Source organism: Azospira restricta (genome assembly GCF_016858125.1).
GTDB lineage: Bacteria > Pseudomonadota > Gammaproteobacteria > Burkholderiales > Rhodocyclaceae > Proximibacter > Proximibacter restrictus.
Map to the genome: position 1 here is coordinate 3,397,016 of NZ_CP064781.1, position 18,387 is coordinate 3,415,402.

The following is an 18,387-nucleotide window of genomic DNA, read 5'->3' on the forward strand; positions in this document are numbered from 1 at the left end:
ACCACATCGATGCCCACCCGCCTTCCGACCCGACTCAAGACCACCCGCCTGCCGGCCATTCTCGTTGCGCTCGCGCTCGGGCTCGCTGCCCCGCTCGCGCAAGCCGACAACCTCGCCGACATCCAGAAGCTGATGAAGGCCGGCCAGTACCCGCAGGCGCTCGAGAAGACCGACGCCTACATCGCCGGCAAGCCGCGCGACGCGCAGGGCCGCTTCATGAAGGGCCTGATCCTGACCGAGATGAACCGCCCGGCCGACGCCATCGCGGTGTTCACCAAGCTCACCGAGGATTATCCCGAGCTGCCCGAGCCGTACAACAACCTGGCCGTGCTCTACGCGCAGCAGAAGCAGTACGACAAGGCGCGCACCGCGCTGGAGATGGCGATCCGCACGCACCCGGCCTACGCCATCGCCTACGAGAACCTCGGCGACGTCTATGCCAAGCTCGCCAGCCAGGCCTACGACAAGGCGCTGCAGCTGGATTCCAACAACGCCGCGGCACAGGGCAAGCTGTCGCTGATCCGCGACCTGGTCAGCACCAACGTGCGCCCGGGCAGCAAGCCTGCCGCCGCTGCGAAACCGGCCGAACCGGTCAAGGTCGCCGCCGCCGAGCCGGCGAAGCCCGCGGCCGAACCGCCGAAGCCGGCCGCCGCCACCGTCGTCCCGGTCTCCCCGGCGGCGGTGACGCCGGCGAGGCCCATGGAAGCCCCGAAGGCCGCCGACAAGCCGGCGGAGAAACCGGCCGCCCCGGCCAAGCCGGCGAACGACGCCGCCGCCGGCGAGGCGGACGCGGCTGCCGCCGTGCAGAGCTGGGCCGCCGCCTGGTCGAAGAAGGACGTCAAGGCCTACCTCGCGCACTACGCGCCCGACTTCCAGACGCCCAACGGCATGCCGCGCAAGGCCTGGGAGGCCGAGCGCCAGCAGCGCATCGACAAGCCGGGCAAGATCCAGGTCAGCGTCGACGACCTCAAGGTCTCGGTCGACGGCAACAAGGCGACGGTCAAGTTCCGCCAGAACTACAAGTCGGCGACGCTCAGCTCGTCCGCCGGCAAGACCCTGGTGCTGATCCGCGCCGGCAGCAAGTGGCTGATCCAGCAGGAGCGCGTCGGCTGATGAGGCGGCTCGCCTTCGGTGGCCTGCTGCTGGCCATCGCTGCCGTCGCCCCGGCGCTCTCCATTTCCGGCCGCTCGGGCGCGCTGCCGCAGACCTACTCGGATTCCGGCCCGGAAGCGCAGCTGATGCGCGTCTACCAGGAGATCGAGAAGAACCGCCTCGACAAGGCGCTCGAGCTGACCGAGTCGCTGCTGCGCCAGCACCCCAACTTCCGCCTCGGCCACCTGATCAAGGGCGACCTGCTGCTCGCCCGCACGCGCCCGATCTCGACGCTGGGCAACGCCGCCAACGCGCCGGCCGACCGCCTCGCCGACCTGCGCGAGGAGGCCGTCGCCCGCCTCAAGGGCCACCGCCAGAAGCCGTCGGCCAACGCCGTGCCGCGCTACCTGCTGCAGATGCAGCCGGACCAGAAGCACGCGGTCGTCGTCGACACGCAGAAGGCGCGCCTCTACCTCTACGAGAACGACAAGGGCCGGCCGCGCTTCGTCGCCGACTACTACATCAGCCACGGCAAGCTCGGCGCCGAGAAAGTGCGCGAGGGCGACAAGAAGACGCCGGTCGGCGTCTACCACGTCACCACCAGCCTGCCGCGACAGAAGCTGACCGACTTCTACGGCAGCGGCGCCTTCCCGATCAACTACCCGAACGAGTGGGACAAGCGGCAGGGCCGCAACGGCCACGGCATCTGGCTGCACGGCACGCCGTCCGACACCTTCTCGCGGCCGCCGAAGGCCTCCGACGGCTGCGTCGTGCTCGCCAACCAGGACCTCGACGCGCTCGCCAAGAACCTGCAGCCGGGGCTGACGCCGGTGATCATCAGCAACGAGATCGAATGGCTGTCGCTCGACGACTGGCAGGCCGAGCGCGAATCGCTCAACAAAAAGCTCGCCGAATGGCGCGCCGACTGGGAGAGCCGCGACACCGAGCGTTTCCTGCGCCACTACTCGAAGAAGTTCCAGTCGGGCAAGCAGGGCCTCGCCGAGTTCGCGCAACAGAAGCGCCAGGTCAACGCCGGCAAGGAATGGATCAAGGTGAAGACCGAGAACCTCTCGATGTTCCGCAACCCGGGCAAGGAGGAGCTGGTGGTCGTCACCTTCGAGCAGGACTACCGCAGCAACAACCTGTCCAACCAGATGAAGAAACGCCAGTACTGGATCCGCGAGGACGGGACCTGGAAGATCGTTTACGAAGGAGCCGCATGATGCTGAAGAAAGTTTCCCTGCTCGCCGCCGCGCTGGCCGCATCCGCCATTTCAGCCGCGGCCTGGGCCGGCCCGAAGGTCGAGATGCAGACCAGCGCCGGCCGCCTGGTGATCGAGCTCGACGACGCGAAGGCGCCGGCGACGGTGAAGAACTTCCTCGCCTACGCCGGCGAGGGCTTCTACAACGGCACCGTGTTCCACCGCGTGATCCCCGGCTTCATGATCCAGGGTGGCGGCTTCACCGCCGACATGGCGCAGAAGCCGACCAAGGCGCCCATCCAGAACGAGGCGAAGAACGGCCTGAAGAACGCCCGCGGCACGATCGCCATGGCGCGCACGCAGGACCCGCACTCGGCGACCGCGCAGTTCTTCATCAACCACGCCGACAACGCGCCGCTCGACTACCCGTCGCGCGACGGCTGGGGCTACGCGGTGTTCGGCAAGGTCAGCGAAGGCCTCGACGTCGTCGACAGGATCGCGCAGGTGAAGACCGGCAACCGCGGCTTCCACCAGAACGTGCCGCTCGAACCGGTGACTATCCAGTCGGTCAAAATCCTCTCCGAAAAGTAACCCAAGCAAGGAACCCCCATGTCCCAGGTCAAGCTCACCACCAACTTCGGCGTCATCACCCTCAAGCTCGACGCCGAGAAGGCCCCGAAAACCGTCGAGAACTTCCTCGCCTACGTCGCCGCCGGCCATTACGACAACACCATCTTCCACCGCGTGATCAAGGGCTTCATGATCCAGGGCGGCGGCTTCGAGCCGGGCATGAAGCAGAAGGACACGCGCGCGCCGATCGACAACGAGGCGGCCAACGGCCTGAAGAACAAGCGCGGCACGATCGCCATGGCGCGCACCGGCGACCCGCACTCGGCGACCGCCCAGTTCTTCATCAACGTCGTCGACAACGACTTCCTCGACTTCAAGGCGCCGTCCGGCAACGGCTGGGGCTACTGCGTCTTCGGCGAGGTCGTCGACGGCCTCGACGTGATCGACCAGATCAAGGGCGTGCGCACCGGCAACAAGGGCTTCCACCAGGACGTCCCGGTCGACGACGTGATCATCGAGAAGGCCGAGGCGGTTTGATCCTCTTCGTCTCCGACCTGCACCTCTCGGCGCAGACCCCGGAACTCAACGCCCTCTTCCTGAAATTCCTCGGCGGCCGCGCGCGCGCCGCCGAGGCGCTGTACATCCTCGGCGACCTGTTCGAGTATTGGGTCGGCGACGACGATCTCGATGACCCGGTGCACGCTGCGGTCGTCGCCGCGTTGCGCGACTTGAGCGGCGCCGGCGTCGCGGTCAACGTGATGCGCGGCAACCGCGACTTCCTGCTCGGCGAGTCCTTCGCCGCCGCCGCCGGCGCCCGCCTGCTGCCCGACCCCTACGTGCTGTCGACGCCGGAATGGCAGTTCGTGCTGTCGCACGGCGACGCGCTGTGCACCGACGACCGCGACTATCAGGCCTTCCGCGCGCAGTCGCGCAGCCCGCAATGGCAGGCCGCCTTCCTGCAGAAGCCGCTCGCCGAACGGCACGCGATCGCCCGCGCGCTGCGCGAACGGAGCGAAGCCGGCAAGGCCGACAAGGCCGGCCGCGCCGACTACCTGATGGACGTGAACGCCGGCGCCACCGACGACTTCCTGCGCGAACACGGCTACGCCACCTTCATCCACGGCCACACGCACCGGCCGGCGACGCACGACCACATCGTCGACGGCATCCACGTCGAGCGCTGGGTGCTCGCCGACTGGCACGACGAAAACGGCAGCGCCCGCGGCGAATGCCTGGCCTGGGACGGCGAGCGGCTCAGCCGCGAGCGCTTGACCTGAACCCGCGGCTGCGGCAGAATTCGTCTACCCCAAAGGGGAGTAGCTGGATCGACCGGTCGTCAATACGAGAGGAAGCTCTCCGGCCTGTCGGGCAAGCGGCAAGCGCAACGCGCGCCGCCTCTGCAAGCGAGACCTTTGCCGCCCGGCAAAGGTCTTTTTCGTTGACGCGCCGGTGTCGGCAAGGGGCTTCGACAGCAACCCTTTTTCGACATGGAGCCGACACAATGAAAATCCCCAGCCTCTCCAACCTCATCCGTCTTGCCCTGCTGCGCGGCCTGATGCGCCTCGGCGGCTTCATCCTGCGGCGCGCCGCGGCATCCACCATGCGCCCCGCCCGTGCCCATGCGCAGCGCGCGGCCCACGCCGCGCCGGGCCGCGTCATCGACGGCGAATTCCGCCGCGTCGATCCCCGCCACCACAACAGCTGGTAAGGAGGCCGCCATGGAAGGCATTGCCAACGGCTGGATGTGGGCCGGTTTCGCGCTGTTCGTCGTCGTCGCCATCACCGTCGACCTGCTCGCACTGGAAAAGAAGGGCGCGCACGCGGTCGGCGTGCGCGAGGCGCTCGGCTGGTCGCTGCTGTGGGTCGCGCTGGCGCTGGTCTTCAACGCCGGGCTGTGGTTCTGGCTCGACCAGACCGCCGGCCGCGAGCTCGCCAACCTGAAGGCGACCGAGTTCCTGACCGGCTACCTGATCGAGAAATCGCTGTCGGTCGACAACATCTTCGTTTTCCTGATGCTGTTCACCGCCTTCGCCGTGCCGGCCGAGCTGCAGAAGCGGGCGCTGATCATCGGCGTCATCGGCGCCGTCGTGCTGCGCGCGATCATGATCCTGATCGGTGCCTGGCTGATCGCGCAGTTCCACTGGATCCTCTACCTGTTCGGCGCCTTCCTGCTGATCACCGGCATCAAGATGATCTGGGCCGCCGACCACGAGCCGGACCTGGAGAAGAACCCGATCCTGAAATGGATGCGCGGCCACCTGAAGATCACCAAGGAGTTCGTCGGCGAGAAGCTGTGGCTGACGAAGGACGGCGCCCGCTGGTTCACGCCGCTGTTCGTCGTCGTCGTGCTGATCGGCATCACCGACGTCATCTTCGCGGTAGACTCCATCCCGGCGATCTTCGCCATCACCACCGACCCGTTCATCGTCATGACCTCGAACATCTTCGCGATCCTCGGCCTCAGGGCGCTGTACTTCCTGCTCGCCGACCTCGCCGGCCGCTTCCACCTGCTGAAGTACGGCCTGGCGCTGGTACTGATCTTCATCGGCACGAAGATGCTGGTCGTCGAATGGTTCAAGATCCCGGTGTTCCTGTCGCTCGGCGTCGTCGCGGCAATCCTCGTCGCCTCGATCGCCGCGTCGTGGCTGATTCCGGAGAAGAAGGAAATGGCGAGTGACTGAGCGTACGCGCGACGCGCTGGAGATCCTGCGCACCACCTTCGGCTACCCCGCCTTCCGGGGTAGCCAGCAGGAGATCATCACGCACGTCGCCGACGGCGGCGACGCGCTGGTGCTGATGCCGACCGGCGGCGGCAAGTCGCTGTGCTACCAGATCCCGGCGCTGCTGCGTCCCGGCGTCGGCATCGTCGTCTCGCCGCTGATCGCGCTGATGCAGGACCAGGTCGACGCGCTGCTGCAGGCCGGCGTGCGCGCCGCCTTCCTCAATTCGACGCTGGACTGGCCCGAGGTACAGGAGATCGAGCGCCGGCTCTTCTCCGGCGACCTCGACCTGCTCTACATCGCGCCGGAGCGGCTCGCCGGCGAGCGCAGCGCCGGGCTCATCGAGCGCCTGCACGCGCAGGGCCGCATCGCGCTGTTCGCGATCGACGAGGCGCACTGCGTCTCGCAGTGGGGGCACGACTTCCGCCCCGAGTACCTGCAGCTCTCCGCCTTCCACGAGCGCTACCCGGACATCCCGCGCATCGCGCTGACCGCCACCGCCGACGAGGCCACGCGCAACGAGATCGTGCAGCGCCTCGGCCTCGGCGACGCGCGCATCTTCATCTCCAGCTTCGACCGCCCGAACATCCGCTACACGGTCGTCGAGAAGGACAACCCGCGCCGCCAGCTGCTCGCCTTCCTCGCCGACAGGAAGGGCGAGGCCGGCATCGTCTATTGCCTGTCGCGCAAGAAGGTCGAGGAGACCGCCGCCTGGCTCAACGAGCAGGGCTTCTCCGCCGTCCCCTACCATGCCGGCATGGATGCCGCGAGCCGCGCCGAGAACCAGCGCCGCTTCCTGCGCGAGGACGGGCTGATCGTCTGCGCGACGATCGCCTTCGGCATGGGCATCGACAAGCCCGACGTGCGCTTCGTCGCCCACCTCGACCTGCCGAAGAGCATCGAAGCCTACTACCAGGAGACCGGCCGCGCCGGCCGCGACGGCGAGCCCTCGGAAGCGTGGATGGCCTACGGCCTGCAGGACGTCGTGCTGCAGCGCTCGCGCATCGACGAATCGAACGCGCCGCCCGAGCAGAAGCGGCTCGAGGCGCAGAAGCTGAACGCGCTGCTCGCCTACTGCGAGGCGCCGCGTTGCCGCCGCGTCGTGCTGCTCGACTACTTCGGCGAGAAACACGAGGCCTGCGGCAACTGCGACGTCTGCCTCGACCCGCCCGAGCTGTTCGACGGCACCGTCGTCGCGCAGAAGGCGCTTTCCGCCGTCTACCGCACCGGCCAGCGCTTCGGCGCGCTACACGTGATCGACGTGCTGCGCGGCAAGAAGAGCGACAAGGCGGCGCAGTGGGGGCACGACAGCCTGTCGGTGTTCGGCGTCGGCGCCGAGCTCGACGACGCCGAATGGCGCGCCGTGCTGCGCCAGCTGGTCGCCGCCGGCATGCTGCACGCCGACCTCGCCGAGCACGGCGCGCTGAAGCTGACCGCGGACGCGCGGCCGCTGCTGAAGGGCGAGCGCACGCTCGAACTGCGCCGCCACGTGGCCAGGAAAGGCGGCGCCAAGGCGAAGAAGGCGAAGGCCGCGACACTGGTCGCCGACCTCTCGGCGGAAGCCGCCGCGCTGTTCGAGCGGCTGCGCCAGTGGCGTGCCGACACCGCCCGCGAGCAGGGCGTGCCGGCCTACGTGATCCTGCACGACCGCACGCTGAAGGAGCTTGCCGAGATGCGCCCGAGCACGCGCGGGCATCTGGCGATGGTCAGCGGCATCGGCGCCGCGAAGATCGAGCACTACGGCGACGAGCTGCTGGCGCTGCTCGGCGACCGGGGATAGGGCGCCGGCCCCGCTCGCGGCCGAGCCCGCCGCACGACCCGGACGTTTTTCCAGAACTGCCCGCCGCCCGCCGCGGCGCGCGCCATTCAGCACCCGACCTCGCGCGATCCGCGCTCGACTGCACACGCCGCCCCACCCGCAATTACGCACTGCGCAACGGATTGCAAGACTGAAAGCAAACTGACAGCTAACTTCGGAAAGATGCGTCCAGCGTTCGTTGGAACGCCCACGCAAACAACTGGAGGATTCTGATGAGAAGAAAGCTTTTGGCCGCCGCATCGCTGGCCGCCGTGTCGGGGCTGGCCGCCGCGCAGAGCAACGTGACCGTCTACGGCATCGTCGACGCCAACTACACCTACAACTCCGGCGGCGACAGGCACTTCGCCGGCGTCGACTCGGGCGGCATCAGCGGCTCGCGCCTCGGCTTCCGCGGCAGCGAGGAGCTGGGCAACGGCCTGAAGGCGATCTTCACGCTCGAATACGGCCTGAAGGTGGACACCAACACCGGCGTCGCCTCGGCCCGCCAGCAGTTCGTCGGCCTGCAGAGCAACCGCTGGGGCACGGTGATGGCCGGCTACGTCTACAGCCCGGCCGACGACTTCAACTCCGATTACGACGGCCTGTCGAACTCGGGCCTGCTCTCGGCGCGCTCGAACATGCTCAACGACGGCGGCTTCTCGACCAAGACCGACGACACCTTCCAGAACGCGGTCGGCTACATCTCGCCGGAATTCGGCGGCGTCACGCTGCGCGCGGTGGTCGGCAAGGGCGAGCAGACGGTCAGCCCGCGCGAGACCAAGCTGGCACTGGGCGCCGAATACAAGGCCGGCCCGTTCAAGGCGGCGATCCTGCACCACGACGTCGACAACATCGGCGGCACGCTGCCCAAGCGCGACCTCAGCGAGACCGTGCTCGGCGCCGCCTACGACTTCAAGGTGGCGATGCTGATGGCCACCTACGCGTCGAAGAAGCTCACCGACCGCGACCGCGACAACACCTGGTCGGTCGGCGCCCGCGTCCCGGTCGGCAACGGCTCGGTCCGCCTCAGCTACGCCAAGCTCGACATGTCCGCCGACAACGGCAACAAGGACGCCAGCGGCTGGACGGTCGCCTACTTCCACGACCTGTCGAAGCGCACCACGCTGTACACCGGCTACCACGCGCTGAACAACGCCAGCCTCGCCAACTACGACCACGAGCAGGTCAAGGGCCTGACCGCGGGCGACAACGCCCGGCTGTTCACGGTCGGCATGCGCCACCGCTTCTAAGCCGTCCTCGCCGCCCCCGGCAGCCGCGGCTCGCCGGGGGCCACCCCAGCCGGCCAGGCCCTGGCCGGCTCCTCCCGATTCCAGACGCCTTCCTGCCGCCGCCCTCGATCGGGCGTCGCCGGCGGCCGCCTTGCCGGCACCGGCCGGCGGCGCGCGTGCCTACGCCTTGTCGCCGGAGGCGAGCGGCGGCACCACCCGCGGCCGGCCACCCTGGTCGAGGGCGACGAAGACGAAGGTGGCGTCGGTGACGCGCACCTGCTCCTCGCCGTCGCGCGAGCGCCGCCAGGCCTCGACCTGGATGGTCATCGAGGTACGCCCGACGCGGGTGATCTCGGCGTAGAGGCTGACCTCGTCGCCGATATACACCGGGTGCAGGAAGGTGATGCTGTCCACCGACACCGTGGCGCAGCGGCAGCGGGCGCGGCGCGCGGCGACGTTGCCGGCGGCCAAATCCATCTGCGCCATCAGCCAGCCGCCGAAGATGTCGCCGGCCGGATTGGCGTCGGCCGGCATGGCGATGGTGCGGATCGCGGGTTCGCCGCGCGGGCGGACGGGGGCTTCGGTCATGCTGTTCTCCTCAGGCGACATACTGGCAACGCGACGCCGGCGTCCGCGTATCCATGTTGCGGCCGCGGTTCAGGTGGTCCTCGATCTCCGCCGCGCAGCCCGGCAGCCGGGCGAACAGGAAGACCGTGAAGGCGCCCTGCTCGAGCGCGGCGGACGGCAGCTCGCCGCCCCGCCAGGCGCGCCAGGTCATGCCCAGCAGCAGCGCGGCGATCACCGCGTCGATGTTGACGCAGTAGACGGTGCGCGAGACGCCGCCGTCGTGCAGCGCCTGCACCAGCTGCAGGTAGTAGTCGTGGAAGACGTTGTACTCGCCGCGCCCGGCGAGCAGGCGGTGGACGAAGCGCTCGCGCGGGTCGTGATTGACCGGCTTGTCCTTGAACACCGGATGGTTGACGCCGGGGATCTTGCGCAGGTCGGCGCTGCCGGCCGCCTTGCGCGCGGCCTTGTAGTCGGCGTACTCGGCGGCGTAGGCGCGCGCCATCGCCGCCAGGTCGAGGCCGTGCGCGGGCACGGCGGGGTCGGCGAGCGCGCTGTCGCGGAAGCGCTCGAGGAGGAAGGCGACGCCCTCGAAGCCGTTGCCGCCGTGCGCGTAGCCGGTATGGCTCAGGAAGCCGAGCAGCGCCTTGTTGAGCTGGACGCGCTCCGGGGTTTCCGGGCCGTCGGCCGACACCGCGCCCTTCGCGCCCTGCGCCGAGATGGTGCCGGGGCCGTTGCTCAGCAGCAGGCCGAGCAGGGTCTGCAGCGCGTAGCGTGCGGATTCGTCGGGCAGGCGGCCGAGCAGCGCGAGGTGGGCGAAATCGGCGAGGTCGTGGCGGGTGGCGAGCTCCTCCAGCGCGACGCCGCAGAAGCGCCCCGGCGCATGCCGCGCGGCGTCGGCGGCGACTCCGACCGCGGTGGCGAAGAGGCGCAGCCACCAGGGCAGGTTGTCGACGGTGAGGCGCGAGATGCGCTTGCGCATCAGCGGCCCCCAGGCCAGCGTCGCGGCGATCGCGGCGAGCACCGCGTCGGCGCTCGGCTGGCCGTCGCCAAGCCGCAGGAAGCGGACGAAGACCGAGCGCGCGCCGCGCGCGGCGATGCCCGCCAGCAGCAGCTCGGCCAGCGGGTCGGGCGCCGCCGCCCGGCAGGCCGCGCGCAGGCTGCCGTCGGCGTCGATCGCGGCGAGGTCGAAGTCCGCGTCGCCGGCATCCTTGAGGCCGGCGGCGGCGAAGGCGTCGACCAGGCGGCGGAGCAGCGCGCGGCTCGGCTCGGCGGCACGCGGGCCGACGATGGCGAGCGCGGCGGCGAGCGCGGCGTTCGGCGCGTTGCCGGCCTCGCGCGCCGCCTGCGCCGCCGCCAGCGCGGGACTGCCGTGCAGCCCGAGCAGCGCGCCGACGGCGACATTGAGCAGCTTGCGGTCGTTGTCGCCGCCGCGTTCGCGCAGCAAGGCCAGGCAGACGTTGGCCTCGAACGGCGCCTGCGCGGCGTCGAGCATCGACACGCCGTGCAGGCTGCTGACCTGGGTCGCGGGGTCCATCTGCGAGGCGCCGGAGGCGTCCTTCATCGCCTGGCGCGGGAAGACGGCGCCGACCTGCTCGGCCAGCGCGGCGATCTGCGCATCGTAGGGCGCGATCGCCTGCACCGCCGGCAGGTCGAGGACGGGCGGCAGCGCGATGCCGGCGTTGGCGCCGAACCACGGCTTCAACTCCATCGAGCCCTCCGGCGCGAAGTCCGGCAGCGTGGCGTTGGCGCGCATGACGGCGGTGAGCGCGGCCGGGATGTGGGCGATGTTGGTGACGACGGCGCCCTTCGCCGAGAACACCGGAGTGTCCGGCGTGAAGATGCCGTCGACGCCGAACTTGTCCATGAACCAGGCCTCCTTGGCGGCGGCGTCGTCGTGGCCGCCGGCCATCGCCCCGGCATGGCCCACCGCCCGCGTCAGGCGGGCCTTCCAGCGGCCGACGACGCAGGCGACGACGGGCTTGGTGAAATGCGCCTCGCGCTCGTAGAAGCCGCCCGGCTCGCAGTACAGCACCGCCGCCCGGCTGCGCGCGTCGTTGGCCAGCGCGAAGGCGAACTCGGGCGCGGCGTAGTGGATATAGACGTCCTTGCCGCTGGAGACCAGCGTCGTCGTGCCCCAGCCGGCCATGCGCAGGTACTGGGCGATGGTGGTGGTGAAGCCGCCGGAGTTCGACAGGATGGCGATCGATCCCGGCTTCAGCGTGTCGCCGGGGCTGTCGCCGCCGAGCGCGCCGCCGATGCGCACGCGGTTCCACGAGTCGGCGACGCCGAGGCAGTTGGCGCCGAAGATGTCGATGCCGTTGGCCTGGCCCATGGCGCGGATCTCGCGCGCGTCGTGCACGGCGATCTTCTCGGTGATGATGAACACCTTGCGCAGGCCGGGATTGACCCGGATCAGCTCGGCGACGCCGTCGCGGGCGGCCGCGGGCGGCAGGTAGACGACGCCGCAGTTGAACGCATGGCCGTCGTCGAGGCCCTCGCGCACGCTGTTGTAGACCGGGATGTTGCCGGCCGGCGTGGCCAGCACCTGGCCGCGGCGCCCGGGCGAAGTGCCGAAGACGACGTTGCCGCCCGACCAGGCGTGGCCGACCGGCGTCACCTCGCTCGATTCGCCGCCGAGGATGTTGAGGACGCAGACGCGGTCCTCGCGCGTCGCCACCTGCGCCAGCGAGCTGATGCCGACGAAATACTTGAATTCACCGATGCCTTGCTTGTACATGCCGTTCTCCTCGGGTTGATCAGGCGGCCGCGGCGACGCCGAGGCGTTCGGCGAGCAGCCGCCGGCCTTCGCCCTGCATCCACCGGTTGGCCTCGCGCGCGTAGTCGACCACTTCGCTCATCGCCGAGTCGAAGCCGAACAGGCGGTAGGGCAGGCCGAGCGCCTCGCAGGTGTCGCGCAGCACGCCCATGCCACGCACCAGGTTCGGCCCGCCGCGGCCGGCGACGACGTAGAGCGGCGTCGGGCCGTGCTGGCTGAAGTGCTCGCGCAGCGCGTCGGCCATCGCGCGGAAGGTCTCGAAGATGTCGGTGTTGTTCGACTTGCCGCCGATGATGAAGAGCACGTTCGACTGCCGGAGCCAGTGCTTGAAGCAGATCGCGGCGACCGCCTTCATCTTCTCGTAGGGCGGGTTGCCGCCGAAGTCGGAGGAGATGATCGCGTCGTCGCCGAGCATCTCGGTCACCAGCGAATTGGCGCCGCCGCCGAAGGTCGGCGCGAGGATGCTGCCGCGCTCGTTGATCACATAGACGTCGCTCTGCCCCTGGTGGGTGCGCAGCTGGTTGATCTCCTGCTCGAAATCCGAGTAGTCGGCGGCGAACAGGTGGGCCGGCAGCTTCAGGCGGTGCCAGCGCGGATCGTCGCGGTCGAAGCCGCACTTGAAGTCGCAGGCCACCGGCGTCAGCCGCCCGCGGCGGTCGGCGCGCATGCGGATCGGGTTGAGTTCGAGCGTGGTCATGCCGAAGTCGTGGAACAGCTCCCACAGCCGCGGCAGGTGCTGCACCAGCGGCGAGATGATCTGCTTCGGGGCGCCGATGTCGGCAAGCGCGTTGGCGACGACGAAGGCCTTGAGGCCGGTCAGCGAGTCGAAGGGCACCTGCGCCACCTGTGCCTTGTCCAGCTCCTCGATGTCCATGCCGCCGCGATGGGTCAGCGTCATCGTCGGCGCGCGGAAATGCGTGGAGTCGGAAATCGAGAAGTAGATCTCGTGCTCGGCCGGGACGGCGCCCTCGAAGGTGACGCCGTTGGCCTTGGCCACCTGGTGGCCGTGGCGGTGCTCGACGAAGTAGAGGCGCTCCTTCTCGGCCAGCGCCGTCTTCAGGTCGGCGGCGCGGCCGACCAGCCCGGCCTTGCCCTTCTTGCCGACGCCGCCCTTGAACACCGGCTTGACGAAGACCGAGCCGTGGCGCTCGATCAGGCCCTTGATCTCTTCTTCGGAGGCATCGGGACCGAGTACCTCGGCGCAGGGAAAATCGGCGAACTGCAGCAGGCGCGCGCCGTACAACATGCCGGTGATCTGCATGGCATTGCTCTCCTAGTCGGGACGTGGGGAAGGCGGATGGTAGGGCGGGCGGGCTTTCGAACGCCTTTCGAGCGCCGCCGCGCTACACCCGGAACTGGCCGACGGTGTCGCGCAGCGAACGGGCGAGCGCATCGAGCTCGCGCGAGGTGGCGGCGGCCTGGCCGGCGGCGGTGGCGCTGTCGGCGGCCATGCGCGTGACGCGGTGCGCCTCGGCGGCGATGCTGCCGGCGCGTTCCTCCTGCGCCTGCAAGCCCTGGCTGACGTCGCGCACCGCCTGGGCGGCGGCCTCGGCGCCATGGCGGATGTCGTCCATGCAGGCGCCAGTCTGCTCGGCCAGGCCGCGCCCGCTGTCCACCTCGTGCACCACTTCGGCCATGCTGCCGGTGGCGGCGCCCGAGCCGGCCTGGATCTCGGCGATGGTGGCCTGGATTTCGGCGGTCGAGCGCGTGGTGCGCTCGGCCAGCTTCCTGACCTCGTCGGCGACCACCGCGAAGCCGCGGCCCTGCTCGCCGGCGCGCGCCGCCTCGATGGCGGCGTTCAGCGCCAGCAGGTTGGTCTGGTCGGCGATCTCGCGGATCGCGGCGACCACCGACGACACCCGCTCCGACTGGCCGTCCAGGCCGACCACGGCGGTGCTGGCGCGGCCGACGGCGGCGGCGATGCGGCGCACGCCGGCGGTGCTCTCGCCGATCATCCGGCAGCCCTCGCCGGCGCGCTCGCCGGAGCCTTCGGCCCGGGCCAGCGCCTGCCGCGAATGGCCGGCCAGTTCCTCGATGCTGGCGCTCATGCCGGCGATGGCCTCGACCATGCGGCCGCTGGCCGTGCTCTGCTCGCGGCTGGCGTCGGCGACGCGGGCGGCGGCGCCGGACACCGCCGCCGAGGCCTGGCCGAGGCGGTCGGCATCGTCGAGCACGGTGCGCAGCGAGGCCTGGATGGCGGCGATCAGGCCGTTCAGCGCGGCCAGCGTGTCGCCGATCTCGTCCTCGCGGGTAGGCATCGCCCGCACCGTGAAGTCCCGCTCGCGGGCGATGCGCCCGATCAGGTCGCGCATGCCGCGCAGCGGCCGCAGGATCGAGCGGCCGAGCGCCACGGTCATCGCCGCCAGCACGGCGCTCAGCGCCAGCAGGACGCCGACGGTGAGGCCGCGGGCGCTGTCGAAGGAAGCCATGGTCTCGCTTTCGGCCTGCGCGATGCGGCGCTGCCTTTCCTCGACCGCGGCGTCGAGGGCGCCCATCAGCGCCTGCTGCGGCTCGGCCTGGGCCGCCAGCGGCGCCTTGAATTCGAGGCTCAGCATGGCGCGGCTGCCCTCGTCGGCCCCGGCCGCGGCGGCAACCAGCTCGAGCAGCTGCTGCTCGGCGCGTTCCCAGGCGCCCCATTGCTCGGACAGGCGCTGCCACAGCGCCTGCTCGCGCTCCGACTTGGCCAGCGCGGCGTAGACGCCGAGCGAACGCCGCGCCTCGGCGAGCAGCGCCTCCTTGTCGGCGGCGGCGCGGGCGAAGCGTGCCGCGGCGTCGTTGGCGAAGGCCCAGCTCTCCATTTCGAGGCTCAGCGCGCGCGTGCGCAGGCTGGCGTGGCGCCACGACTCCAGCGCGCGCAGCGCCGGCACGTGCTGGCCGCTGAGGTCGCTGACCACCTGCCGGATATGGGCGATGCCGAACAGGCCGACGCCGCCCTCGGCGAGCAGGCCGCCGATGCAGAGCAGGGTCATCAGGACGAGCTTGGTGTGGATGCTGGCTTTCATGCCGCAAGGTCTCCGGTAAAAAAAGCCCGGCCGTGGCGGCCGGGCGGGAAAGGCTGGCGGCGCGGGAGGAAATGACCGCCAGCCGGGCAGGTCGCCCGCAGCGGAGGCGGCGACGGGCAGGTCGTCCGCGTTCCGGGGGACGGGAACGAACCGGCACGCTACGGGGGAAAGCTTTCGATTTGCCTTCAGCCGCAAACCGGCCCGCCACGGCCGTCCACGGGGCTTTCGCCGGCGGCGGCGGTGAAAGCAATTCGAAAGCCCCCCTGCGTATCGTCCGGGCCAAGCGCCATGGAACGGACCAGTGCCCGGCGCCCACCACCCATCACGACACGCGAGGAGACTTCATGAAAAGCAAACAGATTCTGGCGACCCTGGTCGCCACCCTGGTCATCGGCAGCGCCCAGGCCGCGCCCGACAAGCCGGAATGCATCGCCCCCGCCAAGCCCGGCGGCGGCTTCGACCTCACCTGCAAGCTGGTGCAGAGCGCACTGGCCAACGGCGGCCAGCTGTCGGCGCCGATGCGCATCACCTACATGCCGGGCGGCATCGGCGCCGTCGCCTACAACACCGTCGTCGCCCAGCGCCCGGACGAGCCCGGCACCATCGTCGCCTTCTCCGGCGGCTCGGTGCTCAACCTGGCGATCGGCAAGTTCGGCAAGTACAGCGAGGCCGACGTCAAGTGGCTGGCCGCGGTCGGCGCCGACTACGGCGCGATCATCGTGCGCGCGGATTCGCCCTACAAGACCCTGAAGGATCTCGTCGACGCCACCCGCGCCGACCCGGCCAAGGTGGTGTATGGCGCCGGCGGCACGGTCGGCAGCCAGGACTGGATGAAGTCGGCGCTGATCGCCAAGCAGGCCGGCGTCAATTACAAGAACATGCGCTACGTCGCCTTCGAGGGCGGCGGCGAGGCGCTGACCGCGCTGATGGGTGGCCACGTCCAGGCCTATTCGGGCGACGCCTCCGAAATCGCCGCCCACCTGAAGGGCGGCAAGGTGCGCGTGCTCGCCGTCCTCGCCGAGCAGCGCCTGCCCGGCGAACTGGCCAACATCCCGACCGCCAAGGAACAGGGCTACCCGGTCGACTGGACCATCGTGCGCGGCTACTACATGGGGCCCAAGGTGTCGGACGCCGACTACAAGTGGTGGGTCGGCGCCTTCGACAAGCTGCTGGCCTCGGGCGAGTTCGCCAAGCTGCGCGAAGAGCGCGGTCTCTTTCCGTTCAACCTGACCGGCGACAAGCTGACCGAGTTCATCAAGAAAGACGTCAAGCGCTACGCCGAGCTGGCCAGGGAATTCGGCCTCGGCACCCAGTAAGAAGCTTCGCCGCGCCTTCCGGTGCGGCGTTTTCGCGGCCGGGCCGGCGCGGCCCGGCCGCCAACTCGCGAATGGAGAACATGGTGAGCGAGAGAATTTTTGGCTTTGCCCTGCTGCTGCTGTCGGTGGCGGGCATCTTGATCGGCTGGGACCTGCGCGCCCCGGTCGAATACGAACCGGTGGGACCGCGGGCCTTTCCGCTGCTGCTGCTGACGCTGCTGGGGGTGACCGCCGTCGTCATGATCGTCAGCCGTCCGGCGCCGACCAAGTGGGCGCCGCCGCCGGTGCTGCGGCACGTCGCCGCCCTCTTCGTCGTCATGCTGGTCTATGCCTGGCTGTTCGACAAGCTCGGCTTCATCGTGGCCACCGCGCTGATGACCGTGCCGGTCGCCCGCTACTTCGGCGGCACCTGGCGCCAGTGCGTGCTCGGCGGCATCGGCCTCGGGGTCGGGCAGTTCTTCCTGTTCGACAAGATTCTCGACGTCGCCCTGCCCACCGGGCTATGGCTCAAACCGTTCCTGGGGTAAAGCATGGAAACCTTCAACCATCTCTTCCAGGGCTTCGCCGTCGCCGGCACGCCCACCAACCTGATGATCGCGCTCGCCGGCTGCTTCCTCGGCACCGTCATCGGCCTCTTGCCCGGCCTCGGGCCGATCAACGGCGTCGCCATCCTGCTGCCGATCGCCTTCGCCATGAACCTGCCGCCGGAGTCGGCGCTGATCCTGCTCTGCGCCGTCTATGCCGGCTGCGAGTACGGCGGCCGCATCTCGGCCATCCTCATCAACGTGCCCGGCGACGCCGGCGCGGTGATGACCACCATGGACGGTTTCCCGATGGCCAGGAAGGGCCTGGCCGGCCCGGCGCTGTCGATTTCCGCCTGGTCGTCCTTCGTCGGTTCGATGCTGGCCACCATCGGCATCGTCTTCTTCGCGCCGATCCTGTCCGAGTGGGCGATCGCCTTCGGGCCGGCGGAATATTTCGCGCTGATGGTGCTGGCGCTGTCCTGCCTCGGCGGCCTGGTCGGCGATTCGCTGCCCAAGGCCGCGGTCGCCTGCCTGCTCGGCCTGCTGATGTCCTGCGTCGGCATCGATTCGAACAGCGGCGTCTATCGCTTCACCTTCGATATCCTGCACCTGTCCGACGGCATCCCCTTCGTCGTCATCGTCATCGGCCTGTTCGCGGTCAGCGAGCTGATGCTGATGCTGGAGAGCCACCAGGCCGGCGCCAAGCCGATCGCGCTGACCGGCCGCATGATGTTCAACTTCCGCGAGTGGCGGCTGCAGAACTGGGCGACCTTCCGTTCCTCGGTCGTCGGCTTCTTCATCGGCGTGCTGCCGGGGGCCGGCGCCACCGTCGCCTCGGCGATGACCTACTCGATGGAAAGGCGCATGGCCGGCAAGGACCACTGCTTCGGCGACGGCGACGTGCGCGGCGTGGCGGCCCCGGAAGCGGCCAACAACGCCTCCGCCTACGGCTCGCTGATCCCGATGCTGACCCTCGGCGTTCCCGGTTCCGGCACCACCGCCGTCATGATCGGCGCGCTGACGCTGTACAACATCAACCCCGGGCCGACCCTGTTCCAGGACCAGCCGCTGATCGTCTGGGGTCTGATCGCCTCGCTGTTCATCGCCAACATCATGCTGCTGGTGATGAACATCCCGATGATCCGGCTCTTCGTGAAGTTCCTCGACATGCCCAACTGGCTGCTGGTGCCGCTGGTCGCCGCCGTTTCGCTGGTCGGCGTGTACTCGGTCCACAGCACCTCCTTCGACCTCGTCTTCGGCGTGCTGCTGGGCGGCATCGGCTACCTGCTGCGGGTGATGAACTTCCCGATCTCGCCGCTGATCCTCGGCTTCGTGCTCGGCGACATGATGGAGCAGAACCTGCGCCGCGCCCTGTCGATCAGCAACGGCGAACTGTCGGTGCTGTTCGCCAGCCCGATCTCGATCGTGCTGTGGGTAGGGGCGGCGGCGATGCTGATCGGCCCCCGCGTCTTCCGCGCCCTCGAGGAGCGCAAGCTGCGCAACCTGGGCCTGCTCGCCGCCGAGGACGCCCACGTCGAGGCCGGCTGACGGCGCACCCGGGGCCGCTGCCGGCAAGGTCGGCGGCCCCGCAT

The 18,387-nt window shown here is 69.7% G+C and carries 16 protein-coding genes; 12 read left to right on the forward strand and 4 right to left on the reverse strand.

Annotation, left to right across the window (positions count from 1 at the left end):
- The first annotated feature begins 9 nt into the window (after positions 1–9).
- The 9 genes from IWH25_RS16175 to IWH25_RS16215 all read left to right on the forward strand — a co-directional run bounded on the left by IWH25_RS16175 (position 10) and on the right by IWH25_RS16215 (position 8,631).
- On the forward strand, positions 10–1,113 hold the full coding sequence (locus tag IWH25_RS16175; protein ID WP_203386792.1) for a nuclear transport factor 2 family protein: 1,104 nt from the start codon (positions 10–12) through the stop codon (positions 1,111–1,113).
- Positions 1,113–2,315, forward strand: a complete 1,203-nt coding sequence (locus tag IWH25_RS16180) for a L,D-transpeptidase family protein (protein WP_203386793.1) — start codon at positions 1,113–1,115, stop codon at positions 2,313–2,315. Before IWH25_RS16175 ends, IWH25_RS16180 begins: the two co-directional genes overlap by 1 nt.
- A complete protein-coding gene (locus IWH25_RS16185) occupies positions 2,315–2,884 on the forward strand; it encodes a peptidylprolyl isomerase (RefSeq protein WP_203389285.1) in 570 nt (189 codons plus the stop codon). Before IWH25_RS16180 ends, IWH25_RS16185 begins: the two co-directional genes overlap by 1 nt.
- 18 nt (positions 2,885–2,902) lie before the next feature.
- Positions 2,903–3,400, forward strand: a complete 498-nt coding sequence (locus tag IWH25_RS16190; RefSeq protein ID WP_203386794.1) for a peptidylprolyl isomerase — start codon at positions 2,903–2,905, stop codon at positions 3,398–3,400.
- Positions 3,397–4,140, forward strand: a complete 744-nt coding sequence (locus tag IWH25_RS16195) for a UDP-2,3-diacylglucosamine diphosphatase (protein ID WP_203386795.1) — start codon at positions 3,397–3,399, stop codon at positions 4,138–4,140. Before IWH25_RS16190 ends, IWH25_RS16195 begins: the two co-directional genes overlap by 4 nt.
- A gap of 224 nt (positions 4,141–4,364) precedes the next feature.
- Positions 4,365–4,571, forward strand: coding sequence for a hypothetical protein (locus IWH25_RS16200; RefSeq protein ID WP_203386796.1), 207 nt, complete (start codon positions 4,365–4,367; stop codon positions 4,569–4,571).
- 10 nt (positions 4,572–4,581) lie between these two features.
- Positions 4,582–5,544 carry a TerC family protein gene (locus IWH25_RS16205; RefSeq protein WP_203386797.1) on the forward strand — a complete coding sequence of 321 codons (963 nt, stop codon included), beginning with the start codon at positions 4,582–4,584 and terminating at the stop codon, positions 5,542–5,544.
- Positions 5,537–7,363 carry a DNA helicase RecQ gene (gene recQ / locus IWH25_RS16210; RefSeq protein ID WP_203386798.1) on the forward strand — a complete coding sequence of 609 codons (1,827 nt, stop codon included), beginning with the start codon at positions 5,537–5,539 and terminating at the stop codon, positions 7,361–7,363. The genes IWH25_RS16205 and recQ overlap by 8 nt, the downstream gene beginning before the upstream one ends.
- A gap of 251 nt (positions 7,364–7,614) precedes the next feature.
- Entirely contained in the window at positions 7,615–8,631 is a 1,017-nt protein-coding gene (locus IWH25_RS16215; protein ID WP_203386799.1) for a porin, read from the forward strand.
- Positions 8,632–8,790: 159 nt separating this feature from the next.
- Here the strand turns inward: IWH25_RS16215 and IWH25_RS16220 are convergent, their stop codons facing one another.
- The 4 genes from IWH25_RS16220 to IWH25_RS16235 all read right to left on the reverse strand — a co-directional run bounded on the left by IWH25_RS16220 (position 8,791) and on the right by IWH25_RS16235 (position 14,955).
- Entirely contained in the window at positions 8,791–9,198 is a 408-nt protein-coding gene (locus IWH25_RS16220) for an acyl-CoA thioesterase (RefSeq protein WP_203386800.1), read from the reverse strand.
- Between the two features lie 10 nt (positions 9,199–9,208).
- The gene (locus tag IWH25_RS16225; protein WP_203386801.1) at positions 9,209–11,914 is read right to left on the reverse strand and encodes a CoA-binding protein; all 2,706 of its coding nucleotides are present in this window, start codon (positions 11,912–11,914) and stop codon (positions 9,209–9,211) included.
- A 19-nt stretch (positions 11,915–11,933) separates the two neighbouring features.
- Positions 11,934–13,214 carry an ATP citrate lyase citrate-binding domain-containing protein gene (locus IWH25_RS16230; RefSeq protein ID WP_203386802.1) on the reverse strand — a complete coding sequence of 427 codons (1,281 nt, stop codon included), beginning with the start codon at positions 13,212–13,214 and terminating at the stop codon, positions 11,934–11,936.
- Positions 13,215–13,296: 82 nt separating this feature from the next.
- A complete protein-coding gene (locus IWH25_RS16235) occupies positions 13,297–14,955 on the reverse strand; it encodes a methyl-accepting chemotaxis protein (RefSeq protein WP_203386803.1) in 1,659 nt (552 codons plus the stop codon).
- Between the two features lie 344 nt (positions 14,956–15,299).
- Here IWH25_RS16235 and IWH25_RS16240 point away from each other — a divergent pair, with 344 nt between their 5' ends.
- The 3 genes from IWH25_RS16240 to IWH25_RS16250 all read left to right on the forward strand — a co-directional run bounded on the left by IWH25_RS16240 (position 15,300) and on the right by IWH25_RS16250 (position 18,343).
- Positions 15,300–16,271 (forward strand): Bug family tripartite tricarboxylate transporter substrate binding protein, encoded by a 972-nt coding sequence (locus IWH25_RS16240; protein ID WP_203386804.1) that lies wholly within the window; start codon positions 15,300–15,302, stop codon positions 16,269–16,271.
- 80 nt (positions 16,272–16,351) lie between these two features.
- On the forward strand, positions 16,352–16,798 hold the full coding sequence (locus IWH25_RS16245; RefSeq protein ID WP_238999087.1) for a tripartite tricarboxylate transporter TctB family protein: 447 nt from the start codon (positions 16,352–16,354) through the stop codon (positions 16,796–16,798).
- Between the two features lie 3 nt (positions 16,799–16,801).
- The gene (locus IWH25_RS16250; RefSeq protein ID WP_203386806.1) at positions 16,802–18,343 is read left to right on the forward strand and encodes a tripartite tricarboxylate transporter permease; all 1,542 of its coding nucleotides are present in this window, start codon (positions 16,802–16,804) and stop codon (positions 18,341–18,343) included.
- Positions 18,344–18,387: the final 44 nt, after the last annotated feature.